Annotated in this window: 11 protein-coding genes; all 11 read left to right on the top strand. The window is 55.5% G+C overall.

The features are described from left to right. Window positions 1-981, top strand: a complete 981-nt coding sequence (pucL, locus tag GCU45_RS03440; RefSeq protein WP_152398073.1) for a factor-independent urate hydroxylase — start codon at window positions 1-3, stop codon at window positions 979-981. After that, a complete protein-coding gene (uraH, locus tag GCU45_RS03435; protein WP_152398072.1) occupies window positions 978-1,337 on the top strand; it encodes a hydroxyisourate hydrolase in 360 nt (119 codons plus the stop codon). The genes pucL and uraH overlap by 4 nt, the downstream gene beginning before the upstream one ends. A 22-nt stretch (window positions 1,338-1,359) precedes the next feature. Beyond that, the gene (gene allB / locus GCU45_RS03430; RefSeq protein WP_152398071.1) at window positions 1,360-2,781 is read left to right on the top strand and encodes an allantoinase AllB; all 1,422 of its coding nucleotides are present in this window, start codon (window positions 1,360-1,362) and stop codon (window positions 2,779-2,781) included. After that, window positions 2,778-4,037 (top strand): Zn-dependent hydrolase, encoded by a 1,260-nt coding sequence (locus GCU45_RS03425; protein ID WP_152398070.1) that lies wholly within the window; start codon window positions 2,778-2,780, stop codon window positions 4,035-4,037. Before allB ends, GCU45_RS03425 begins: the two co-directional genes overlap by 4 nt. Further along, a complete protein-coding gene (locus GCU45_RS03420) occupies window positions 4,034-5,305 on the top strand; it encodes a pyridoxal-phosphate-dependent aminotransferase family protein (protein WP_280117494.1) in 1,272 nt (423 codons plus the stop codon). The genes GCU45_RS03425 and GCU45_RS03420 overlap by 4 nt, the downstream gene beginning before the upstream one ends. Window positions 5,306-5,609: 304 nt before the next feature. After that, complete coding sequence (locus GCU45_RS03415) at window positions 5,610-6,665, top strand: ABC transporter substrate-binding protein (protein WP_244364419.1); 1,056 nt, start codon at window positions 5,610-5,612, stop codon at window positions 6,663-6,665. Between the two features lie 280 nt (window positions 6,666-6,945). Next, window positions 6,946-7,800 (top strand): ABC transporter ATP-binding protein, encoded by an 855-nt coding sequence (locus GCU45_RS03410; RefSeq protein WP_145024364.1) that lies wholly within the window; start codon window positions 6,946-6,948, stop codon window positions 7,798-7,800. After that, window positions 7,793-8,449 (top strand): ABC-2 transporter permease, encoded by a 657-nt coding sequence (locus tag GCU45_RS03405; protein WP_152398069.1) that lies wholly within the window; start codon window positions 7,793-7,795, stop codon window positions 8,447-8,449. Before GCU45_RS03410 ends, GCU45_RS03405 begins: the two co-directional genes overlap by 8 nt. Beyond that, window positions 8,446-8,811 carry a GntR family transcriptional regulator gene (locus tag GCU45_RS03400; protein WP_105442306.1) on the top strand — a complete coding sequence of 122 codons (366 nt, stop codon included), beginning with the start codon at window positions 8,446-8,448 and terminating at the stop codon, window positions 8,809-8,811. The genes GCU45_RS03405 and GCU45_RS03400 overlap by 4 nt, the downstream gene beginning before the upstream one ends. Window positions 8,812-9,072: 261 nt before the next feature. Further along, window positions 9,073-10,818 carry a sensor histidine kinase gene (locus GCU45_RS03395; RefSeq protein WP_425281285.1) on the top strand — a complete coding sequence of 582 codons (1,746 nt, stop codon included), beginning with the start codon at window positions 9,073-9,075 and terminating at the stop codon, window positions 10,816-10,818. After that, window positions 10,811-12,232 (top strand): response regulator transcription factor, encoded by a 1,422-nt coding sequence (locus GCU45_RS03390; RefSeq protein ID WP_167527078.1) that lies wholly within the window; start codon window positions 10,811-10,813, stop codon window positions 12,230-12,232. Before GCU45_RS03395 ends, GCU45_RS03390 begins: the two co-directional genes overlap by 8 nt. Window positions 12,233-12,303: the final 71 nt, after the last annotated feature.

Raw genomic sequence — 12,303 nt, 5'->3', positions numbered from 1 at the left:
ATGCTGAAAATAAACTCCGGACGCACGCTTTATTACGGAAAAGGAGATGTCCTTGTTTACAGGACTTACGCAGAGCCGTTGGAAGCGGCCCCAATACCAGAATCTCCCTTTGTGGGGGAGGATAATATTTTGTTTGCCCATAACATTCGTTTTGCGGTCAGCGGTGACGCTCTGCTGACTTCGTTCACCGATGGGGACAACGCGCAGCTGGTGGCCACCGATTCCATGAAAAATTTTATTTTGCGCCAAGCTGCAACTTTTGCAGGAGGGACGACGGAAGCGCTGCTGCATTTTTTGGCCGTACGGTTTATGGAGACTTACGGCCATATCGACACCGTGCGGCTGTCGGCTAACCGGATTCCCTTTCTTCCTCTGCCGGTGCCGGGCCCGGGAGGGTTTCTGGATAACCGTCTTGTGTACAGGCGTTCTTACAACGATCATGCCTCCGCGGAGATGAAGCTGGCGCGCGGCGCCGAGGGGTATGATCTCGACGAGGCGTGGAGCGGCTTGTCGGACCTGCAGCTGATCAAAGTCAGCGGCAGCTCGTTCTATGGCTTTATATGCGATGAATACACGACGCTGCCTGATGCCTATGACCGGCCGCTCTTTATATTTCTCGATATCCGCTGGAGATATGAAGACCCACAGGATGCGATCCATCCGGAGGTAGGCAAGCATGTGCCCGTCCAGCAGATACGAGACATTGCCCAGAACGTCTTTTATGAATTTGCGACCCCGTCGATCCAGCATTTGATCTGGTTGATCGGGCAGCGGATTCTGATCCGGTTTCCGCAGCTGGCCGAGGTCCGGTTTGAAACGAGCAACAGGACTTGGGAGACGGTCGTGGAACCTGCGGACGGCTTGTCATCCGGGGTCTTTACCGAGCCGCGCCCGCCATTCGGCTTTCAGGGCTTTTCGATGACCCGGGAAGATCTAATTGCCGCACCGGAGCCGGCCGAAGGCACCGTCAGTTCCGGATGAGCGGGCGGATTTCGACACATGTGCTCGATACGTCCCGCGCGGTGCCTGCATGCGGCCTTAAGGTAGAACTCCGGCTGCTGGGGCGGGAAGCGGAAGGGGGACGGCTGCTGGCATCCGGTATAACGGGAGCTGATGGGCGTCTTTCGCAGCCGCTGTGGGACGGCGATTTGGTACCCGGGGGCGAATACGAGCTGACGTTTTGGGTTGGCGATTATTTCCGTCAACAGGCGGCGGCCCACGGGATTTCGTTTCTGGACCTTGTTCCGATCCGGTTCAGGGTGTCTAACGGCAATGAAAATTACCATATCCCGCTGCTGCTGGCGCCGGGAGGGTACAGCACGTACCGCGGAAGCTGATAGAAAAAGGGGTGGGCGAAGCATGGATGCGCACGAAGAATGGATCATACGCGGCGGAAACGTCGTGCTTGAGGACGAAGTCGCAAAGATGGATATCGCCATCCGCGATGGAAAGATCGCCGAAATCAAAGACCGCATCTCGGGGATGTCCGCTTCGAAAATCGTAGAAGCGGACGGCCAGATCGTCATGGCCGGCGTGGTGGATATGCATGTCCATCTCAATGAGCCAAACTTTGGACATTGGGAGGGGTTTGAGACGGGCTCTGCCGCGCTCGCGGCCGGCGGCTGCACGGCGTACGCGGATATGCCGCTGAACGGAAACCCGCCGACGGTTACGCTGGATGCGCTGCGGCGCAAAGAACGATTGGCGCAAGGCCGGTCGGCGGTGGATTATGCCTTGTGGGGCGGACTGGTGCCAGGGCGAATGGACCAGCTGCGAGCGCTGGCCGATGCCGGCGTCATCGCATTCAAGGCGTTCATGTCAAATCCCGGCGGGGAAGGGGAGGGACGATTCCGTGAGGTAGGGGCGGACGAACTGAGGGAAGGGATGCGGCGCATTGCCGGTCTCGGTGGCCTCCTTGCCCTGCATGCCGAAAGCGACGAAATGACGTCACGCCTGACCGCCGAGGCCCTTGCCGCAGGGCGGACCGATGCGGCAGCTTATGCGTTGACCCGCCCGGTCGAAGCCGAACTCGAGGCGGTAGCCTCCGCACTTGCCCTTGCGGAAGAGACGGAATGCCCCCTGCATTTCGTTCACATCAGCAGCCCCGAAGCGGTGGATCTGATTCAGGATGCCAAACAGCGCGGCCTTGACGTAACGCTGGAGACCTGCCCGCATTATCTGACTTTGAGCGAGGAGGATATGATCCGCATCGGACCGGCGGCCAAATGTGCGCCGCCGCTCCGTTCGGCCTTTCTAATAGAAGGCATGTGGGAACGTCTAAAGGCGGGTGCGATTGATTTCATCGCTTCCGACCACTCACCCTGCCCGGAAGCGATGAAGGCCGTGACCGAAGGCGGCGGCTTCTTTGGAGCATGGGGCGGCATCGCCGGTGCCCAGAGCACCCTGCTGCTGATGCTGGAGGAAGGCTGGATCAAGCGGGGAATTCCGCTTCCGCAGCTCTCGAAGCTGTTGTCGGAACGTCCGGCCGGAAGATTTGGCCTTGGCCGCCGCAAAGGCAAAATTCAGGTGGGAATGGATGCCGATTTGGTGCTGATTCAGCCATCGTCTCCGCACGTCTTGCGCAGAGAGGATCTGCTGCAGCGCCACCGGCACAGCCCATATATCGGCAGGATTTTCAGCTGCTCCGTAGCTGCGACGTACTGCCGGGGCCGCCTGGTCTATACGCCGGAGGGAGGAATCGTAAGTCCGGGTGCCGGCCGGCGGCTGACACCGCTGAAGCCGCACACTGCCGGCCGCAGCGGGGAGGTTGTGGCGCCATGAATATTGCCGCTGAATCTGGTGCTTTTGCTGATATGATGCGTCTGCTGGAAGAGCTGGGCCGGATCGGGGGCGAACCCGGGGGCGGCGTCACCCGGCTGCTGTATTCGCCGTCCTGGCAGGAGGCGCAGCGGCTGCTGGCCGGCCGCATGGCAGATGCGGGGCTGGAGGTGCGTTATGACCGGGTCGGGAACCTCTACGGCCGGCTGCCGGGTACCCGTCCCGATCTACCCGTGGTTCTGACTGGCTCCCACGTGGATACCGTCCGCGCCGGCGGAGACTACGACGGAGCCGGCGGCATCGCCGCCGGTATCGCCGCGTTGTCCTATTTGAAGCGGAGGTTCGGGATGCCTTTCCGTACGCTCGAAGTGGTCTCCTTCTGCGAGGAAGAAGGCAGCCGGTTTCCCTTAACGTATTGGGGCTCGGGCAGTATTGGCGGCCGCTACCGGATCGGCGATGGAACCGGCATTTACGACGCGGATGGCGTATCGCTGGATGAGGCCATGAAAGCAGCTGGCTTCGGACACGGGAGCCAACCCGACTGCCGCCGGAGGGACATTGGCGATTACGTTGAGCTGCACATCGAACAGGGTGTCGTGCTGGAGGCAGCCGGACGGCGAATCGGCGTGGTCGAATCGATCGTCGGACAGCGCCGGTACGGGATCGCGGTGACGGGCAACAGCAACCACGCGGGAACGACGCCGATGTCATATCGTGCCGATGCGCTGGCCGGAGCGGCCGACATGATCGTCCGGGTGGAGGAAATGGCGAAGCGGGCCGGTAATGGAGTGGTAGCGACCGTCGGGCGGATCGAAGCCTGGCCCAATACTCCGAACGTCATTCCCGGCGAGGTACGCTTCTCCTTGGATATCCGCCATGCCGAGAGTTGGATGCTGAACGAGTTCAGCGAGTCCGTTCTTGAGACGTTCCAACGGATATCCGCCGCAAGAAAGCTGCAGGTGAAGGCCGACTGCTGGCTGAAGACAGAGCCTGTCCCGATGGACGGTACGCTGGCGGGACGGATCGAGCGGCTGTGCATGGAGGCGGGTCTGCCGTACCTGCGCATGGTCAGCGGCGCGGGACACGACGCGCAAATGATGGCTGCCATCAGCCGCGCGGCCATGCTGTTCGTTCCGAGCCGGGGCGGGATCAGCCATGCCAAGGAGGAATACACGGAGCCGGCTCACCTTGCGGAAGGAGCGGCAGTTTTAGCTGCCTGCCTGCATGAGCTTGCCTATACGACAGGAGTGGTTGGATGATGAATAGGGTATCCGGGGGAAGCTGGAATGAATTTGTGCCGATTTCGCGCATCATTATGACACCGGGACCGGTAGAAGCTGACCCGCGCGTGCTGCGGGCCATGTCTTATCCGATTCTTGGTCAATTCGATCCGGCATTTACGGAGCTGATGAATGAAACGATGGGAATGCTGCGCGAATTGTTTCGTACGGACAACCGGTGGGCGTATCCCGTCGACGGGACGTCGAGGTCCGGGGTTGAGGCCGTGATGGCAAGCCTGATCGAGCCGGGGGACCGGGTGCTCGTCCCGATCTACGGGCGTTTCGGCCACCTGCTGCACGAAATCGCCGAGCGGTGCGGCGGCAGGGTCATTACACAGGAGAAGTCGTGGGGTACTGTGTTTGACCCTGCCGAATTGATCGAAGCCATCGGCCGCGAGCAGCCGGATGTCGTCGCCATGGTGCACGGGGAGACTTCCACGGGCCGGATGCAGCCGCTGGCCGGGATCGGCGAAGCCTGCCGTCGACACGGCGCACTGCTGATCGTCGACGCCGTAGCAACCATTGGCGGCACGGCGGTCGATACGGACGCCTGGCAGCTCGACGCGGTCATCGGCGGCACGCAAAAGTGCCTGTCCGTTCCGTCAGGCATGGCGCCGATAACGTATAACGAACGCGCAGAGCGGAAAATTGTTGCCCGCAAACGCATTGAGCGGGGACTGCGCAGCAATGCCGCTTCCCTCCCGTTACAGGAGGCTTCGCCGGGGCCTAGTCCCATCCAGAGCAATTATCTGGATTTGGCCCAGCTGCAGGATTACTGGAGCCCCAAGCGGCTGAACCATCATACGGAGATGACCTCCATGCTGTATGCGCTTCATGAAGGACTTCGCCTGGTGCTGGCCGAGGGACTGGAGGCGCGTTTCAAGCGGCACCGTCTGCACGAATCCGCGTTGATGGCCGGGCTGACCTCGATGGGACTGTCCATGTACGGCGACCCGCTGTCCAAGCTGCCGATGGTGACCTGCGTGCATATTCCGGAGGGCGTAGACGGGGAGACGGTACGTGCGATGCTGCTTCACCAATTCGGCATCGAAATTGCCAGCTCCTTTGGACCGCTCGCGGGTCAGATTTGGCGGATTGGCACCATGGGATACAGCTGCAGGCAGACGAATATCCTGCACCTGCTGGGTGCGCTGGAGGCGGTACTGCTCCGGGCCGGCGTCAAGCTGCCGGCGGGTGAAGCGGTGCAGGCGGCATTAGACGCGTATGAAGAAGCGCGAGTGGGATAAGTTCAGAAACCATCCATCCGTTTGCCTTTCGACTAAGGGTGTCGAAAAGCGCAAACGGCTTTTTTGGATTGTGCCAATGGAATTTAAGGGGGCACGGGCGGGTAAAGACAAATACAATTTTAGTCAGGTTCATGTAAGTATAAATTACAAATTAGACGTAGTAATGTTAGGGGATAGGCGTTCGTTACACATTTAATTTGATTTTTTGTTCGTGATTACAAATCGACGGCATATTTGTTGACGCTAATTTGACGTATCTCCTATGATAGGCATAGAAAGTCAAGTCCTAAGGGGGATGGGTAACATGGCAACGAAAATGACAGCGAACAAACGCAGTGTTAAGAAGATGATGGCATTGTCCTTATGCGCCGTATTGATGACGGGAATGCTGGCCGCCTGTTCGGGGAAAACGGCAGCTCCGGAAACAGCATCCTCCGGGGAAAAGACGGGGACGGCTTCCGCAGAGCCGAAGCTGGAGAAATCGACCTTGGTTCTCAACTGGTTCGCCGAACCGGAACATGGCGGCAACTTCGCGGCCGTCCAGCAAGGCTTCTATAAGGACGCGGGGCTGGACATGACGCTGACGCCCGGGGGTCCGCAGGTATCCTCCACACAGATCGTAGCTTCCGGCAAAGCCGACTTCGGCATCGCGAACGGCGACGATATTTTGGTCGCAAGGCAGGAGGGCATTCCGATCGTAGCTATCGCCGCCTCGTTTCAGAAGAGCCCGCAGGTGCTGATTTATCACAAGGAAGCGGGAATCAAGGACTTCTCCGACCTGAACGGACATGCGGTTTACGTCGCTCCGACGGCGAGTTTCTGGCTGTACATGAAAAGCAAATATAAGCTGGATCAGGTCAAGGAGCTGAAGTATACGGGATCGTTGGTCAATTTTGTGAACGACCCTAACGCTTTGACGCAGGGATACATCACATCCGAGCCTTATACTTTGGAAAAGCAGGGAGTGAACGTCGGCACGATGCTGATCGCGGATTCCGGGTATAACCTTTACGCCAACGTCTATTTTACGACCGAGAAGATGATCAAGGAGCATCCGGACAAAGTCAAAGCGTTCGTTGAAGCGACGGTAAAAGGGTGGGATTACTACAAAAACCACGCCGAGGAAGTCAATCCAGCCATCCACGAGCAAAACCCGGATATGGATCTGGATATGATGAAGTACAGCGCCGAAAAGGAGATGGATCTCGTATTCGGCGGTGACGCGGCGGAGCAGGGCGTCGGTACCATGACGAAGGAGCGGTGGGAAGAGGTGCAGAAGCAGCTCATCGAAGTCGGCGTTTTGAAGAAAGCGGAGCCGATCGCCAACGTATTTACCACCGAATTTTTACCGGCCAAATAAAGCAACTCCGGCCATTCCGCCGTATTCTTCCTCTTGCCAGTCCAGAACAAGGAGCGGCCAATATTGACCCTTTAGACCCAAAGAAAAGCAGCGCCGACACGGCGATGCTTTTCTTTTTTTTGTATGCGATACAACCTTTGGAGAACGCCGGGCGGTTTTAAATTCATGCCTTTTGGATAAAAATCTTTTCAACATTCCGCTTTCCATCCATTGACTTTACTCTTGCTGCGATGATATATTGTGCATACACGATATACACAATTTATCGAGGAGGAACGGTATGCTGGCATTAGACATTCGAAACTTAAGCAAAACCTATCCGAATTTCCAGTTGAAAGACGTGACGTTTCAGTTGGAAAAAGGTTATATTATGGGTTTTATCGGCGCCAATGGGGCGGGAAAGACGACGACGATCAAATCGATTTTGAATCTGATTCATACCGACAGCGGCGAAGTGCGTATTTTCGGCAAGAACATTGCCGAACACGAAATCGAATTGAAGCAGGACATCGGATATGCGTTTGGCGGCATCGATTTTTATACCCGGAGCAAAATAAAAGCTTTGACGGAAGTGGTAAAAAAGTTCTATACCAACTGGGATGATGAAATTTATTCGTATTATTTAAGAAGATTCAAATTGGATGAAAACAAAAAAATCGTCGAGTTGTCGACAGGGATGAGAGTAAAGTACAGTTTGGCCCTTGCCTTATCCCATGGCGCAAAGCTTCTGATTCTCGATGAACCGACAAGTGGGCTGGATCCGATTGCACGGGACGACCTGCTCGATCTTTTTCAATCGCTCGTCGCAGAGGGTGAAATCAGCATCCTGTTCTCAACGCATATTACATCGGATTTGGAAAAGTGCGCGGATTACATTACCTATATCCATAACGGAAGAATCATCAACAGTGCCGTGAAAGAAGAGTTTATTGAATCCTACCTTTTACTGAACGGTAGCGTGAGTCAACTGGACCCGGTGAAGGCGCAGCTGATTTCCTACAAAACGAATTCGTTCGGCTTTACGGGATTGATCCATGCCAAAGACTTCGATCCTTCCTTAGATGTGAAAGCGGCCCGGCCCACTCTTGAGGAGATTATGATTTATTTCGCGAAAAAGGAGGATATGTATGTATAACTTGGTAATGAAGGATTTAAAATTGGGAATCAATCCGTTGTTTTTTTTGGTGCCTGTCGTTTTGGGCGCGTTGATGCTCATACCGGGCTGGTTGTATTTTATCGTGCTGCTGTATTTTTGCTGGATCACGGTCCCTAATACATTTGGCCAGTTCCGGTCACAAAACGATTTGATGTTTACTTCGATGATGCCTGTCACCAAAACAGACATGGTCAAGGCCAGGGTGCTTGTCATTGTCATCCTGGAAATGCTCCATATGCTGATGGCCATCATTTTTGGTATCATCAATATTCGTCTCTATGGGGAAATACCCAACGATTTCTTCGGACCGTATCCGGGTTTTTGGGGACTGTGCTTTGTGATGTATGCGGTTTTCAACGTGTTCTTTATCCCCATGTATTACAAGACGGCGTATAAATTTGGCGGGGCGGCGTTGGCGGGCATTACCGGAGCGATGGTTTTTGCCGGACTCGCGCAATGGATCGGAATCCAAAATTCCTATGTGTCCGACATGTTTAATGGCAGCGGCGTCCACAATGTGGCACTTCAAGCATCCTTGATGATCGCCGGAATCGTTATTTTCATCGCACTCACCATGATGGCTTACCGGATTGCGGTTAAACGTTTCCACAAAGTGGAGATCCAATGAACATTGCGATTTCGAACAACTCCGAAAAACCGATCTACCAGCAGCTTTTCGAACAAATCAGCGCGCAAATTTTGAAAGGGGAACTGGAAAGCGGCTATAGTTTACCGCCGATCCGACAAGCGGCCCAGGAGCTGCGCGTTAGCGTCATCACCGTAAAGAAAGCCTGGGAAGAACTCGAGCGATGCGGTTTGATCAACACGGTCACGGGAAAAGGGTGCTTTGTCGCCGATTTCTCACCCGAAGACAAGCTGCGTATACGCGACGAAATGATTTTGAAGCAGATGGTTAACGATACTGCATACTACAAATCCTTCGGCCTTACCCTGGATGAAGTGATGGAACTGATGAAGAAGATTTATTAAGCACCGCCTGATTGAGCTTGAAAAAAGACACCTGTAAAAGCCCAGCGGAACAGCGAATGAACGATCGCCGTTTCTGCCGGGCTTTTTTTGCCGTTGTCTATGCAGCTTCCGCATGCAGATCATTTTCCTGGGCTAACGCGATAAATCGTTAATGCATGCCTGGCTTCGCCTGTGTTAACCTACATCTGATCTTCTCCCATCTCATTTTCCAAAACCTGAAGGAGGGGCCAAGCCAAGCATGAGAAAAGAGGGACTGCCATGATGAATGCCATGAAAACAAAGTGGAAGGCGCGTATCTATCATTATTTGACCTTGAAACGAAGGATTATGATCATTTTTCTGTTCAGCTCATTGATTCCGTTTGTCAGTATCGTGCTCATCTCGTATTTCACCATTTACTCCATCCTCACCAACAAAATCCAAAACGGCATCCAGAGCAACCTTAAGCAGGTCGAGCTCTCCCTGGAGAACTCCATCAACAACCTCAACCATGTGTCGCAGCAGTTCGCCGTAGGTGGAAGCGTCGGAAACAAGCTGAGTGAAATGCTGTCGGCGGAGGAGCCGTTCGAACGGGCGAAAACGCTCAGCGATTTGAAGGAGGAGCTCGGCCTGATTACGTTCACCAACCCCAGTATCGGACTGGCCATGTATTATTTTATGAACGACCGTCACTATGAACTGGAGAATACGGGTGTCAAGGACAGCTTCGCTCCCGAAAAGCTTCCCCTGCTGGCCCAGTACAGCCAAATTTCGTACTACGGACCGCATGTGAGCAACAGCCGTTTTGACAACCAATACGTGCTTTCGGCCATGCGCAAGGTGGACCTGCCTAACCTGGACGGCGTGTACATTTACATGGAGACCGGCTTTAAGCTGACGCAGAACATATTGAACAATGATGCCGTCGGCGGGGCGGCTTCCCATGTGTTTGTGGATAACGACGGGCGAATCGCCTACAGCGACGCCCCGGATTCGTTTCAGATCGGAACGAAGTTTCCGCATTTCGACCAGGCCAAGTCGTCGGGCACGGAACAAGGCTATTACTGGTTTAAGGAAACAAGCAATCAAGGCTGGAGCATCGTCTCGTTAACGTCCAAGGCGGACTATAACCGCGAAATGAACCGCTGGTTCGTGCAGATCGGCCTGTTTTCGCTGCTGTTTCTCGGCATGAGCCTGCTGCTGGGTTGGCTGTTGTGGAAAATGGTGTACCGCCCGCTTCGCGGCTTTCACCGGGAAATCGAACAAATGGCCGACAGCCGCATCGGCAGTCCGGCCGCCCGCACCCATATTCCGGAATTCGACCTGCTGGTGCGGCGGTTTCAGCAAATGAAGCATCAAATTTGGGAATTGTTCCGGGAAGTCGAGGCCAAGGAAAAACGGCGCGCGGATCTGGAGGTGGAGAAGCTGCTGTATCAGATCAACCCGCATTTTCTCATGAACAGCCTGGATACCGTCCGCTGGATCGCGGTCATGAACGGGCAGGAGGAAATCGACAGGCTTGTCACTTCCTTGAACAAACTACTGCATTACAATCTGGGAAAGCTCGGCCAGACGTCCACCATTCAGGAGGAGATCGATGCGGTAAAGCAGTACCTGATTTTGCAGCAAATCCGCTACGATTTCCAGTTCGACGTCCATATCCACGTTGATCAGGAGGTGCTGGAGGTGCCCATTCCCCGGTTTATTTTGCAGCCGCTCGTCGAGAACGCCCTCTATCACGGATTGGACGACGACGGCTATATCCAGGTGGATGTACGGCAGTCGGATCAAATCGAGATCTCCATCCGGGATAACGGAGCGGGCATTCCCGAGGACAAAATCGAGGCGCTGCTGTCCGCGGAAGGTGGTAACCGGAATGCCGGCATGGGCATCGGGATGAGCTACGTCAACCGGATCATTGGAATGCATTACGGCGAAAGGGCTAAGCTCGATGTATCGAGCAGGCTCGGAGAAGGGACGACGATCAAGCTTAGCTTACCTAATGAAGGAGGTGCGGACCATGATTAAAGTGCTCGTGGTCGATGACGATAAGCTGGTCCGGAAGGGGCTCATTTCGGTGATGCCGTGGCAGGATTTCGAGATGGAGGTGATCGGGGAGGCGAACAACGGTGCAAAAGCGCTGGAATTTCTGGACAACCATGAAGTCGATCTGCTGCTGACGGATCTGGAAATGCCGGTCATGTCCGGCATGGAGCTGATGCGCTTGGTGCGTGAACGGCATCCGGAGGTTTACATCGCGGTGCTGACCCTGCATCAGGATTTCGAATACATTCAGGAAGCGATCCGGCTGGGAGCGATTGATTATATCGCCAAGGTCCAGCTGGAGAAGGAGCGGTTCGAGGAGGTGCTGGGACGGATTCATCGCCGCATCACAGAGCAGGAAGGGCGGCTTCGGAAGCTGCGCATACTGCCCGGGGCAAGCAGCCCTGACGAATCTTTTGTGACGGACCGGGGGTATGCTCTGCTGTCAGTGGTCCGCGATCCGGAACCCGGTGCTGTGGTGGAGTGGGCGGTCCGGCATGCGGAGCGATTTGCTGAATTGGGGCGCCAAGTCTTGTTCTTTACCCTCGGGGGAGGGGAGGAGGGGCTGGATGAACTGGTACGATTGGCTTCAGCGGACGCCGTGTGGACGCTGATCCTGTTAAAGGGTATCCAGGGCCGAATGCCTTCCGAAGTGTATGACCAGGTGCGGAGGTACTGCGAAGGGGAGTTTTTTTACGAATATGACCCGGCCGTAAAGGTCATGGATCGATCCTTGTCAGCGCTCGTGCAGAGCGTGAATCCCGTAAATGAAGATCTTACACTCACCGTAATGGCCCAGTGGCTCTCGCCGGGCTGGATCTACCGGGAAGGTTTGTTTCAGGCAAATCTGCAGGAGTTGAAAGAACTCCGGCTGCCGCAGGCGGAGCTCTCGGGGCGGCTGTACGTGCTGGCCGACCGGTTGGACCAGCTGGCCGGTAAAACAGGAAAGACTCGCATTCGCCTGCCCGCCCCGCTGAATTCCTGGTTCGAGGTCGAAGCGTGGTTTGACGCCGTCCGCAAGCAGCTTCGCGAAGAATGGGGCAAGGCGCCGTATTCACCCGAGGTCGTTCAGAGCGTGATGACAGCTGTTTCCATGCTGCACGAGGAGCTGGACCAGCCGGTGACGGCGGCGGACATCGCCCGCAGGGTCAGCATGAGCCGCAGCTATTTCAGCCAGTGCTTCAAGGAAATTGTCGGGACCAACTTCAACGCCTACCTGCGCCGCATCCGTCTGGATCAAGCCAAGCATTATTTGCGGAATACGACCAAAACCGTCCTCTGGATTGCGCAGCACGTCGGCTATGAGGACGAAAAGTATTTCAGCCGGTCTTTCCGGGAGTATACCGGGCTGCTGCCGAGCGAATATCGGAATCAATCGGATCAGGATAGAGAAGGGTAGAGAAATGTCCTCCGGCAAGTAGGAAAATCGTCGAAAACGCTTCAGTGAAACCGCTGACATCCTCCCGATTG

It is taken from the genome of Paenibacillus cellulositrophicus (assembly GCF_009363095.1).
GTDB classification, from domain to species: domain Bacteria; phylum Bacillota; class Bacilli; order Paenibacillales; family Paenibacillaceae; genus Paenibacillus_AQ; species Paenibacillus_AQ favisporus.
Note: the sequence above shows the minus strand (reverse complement) of the source record. Positions and strands in the feature narration are given on the sequence as shown.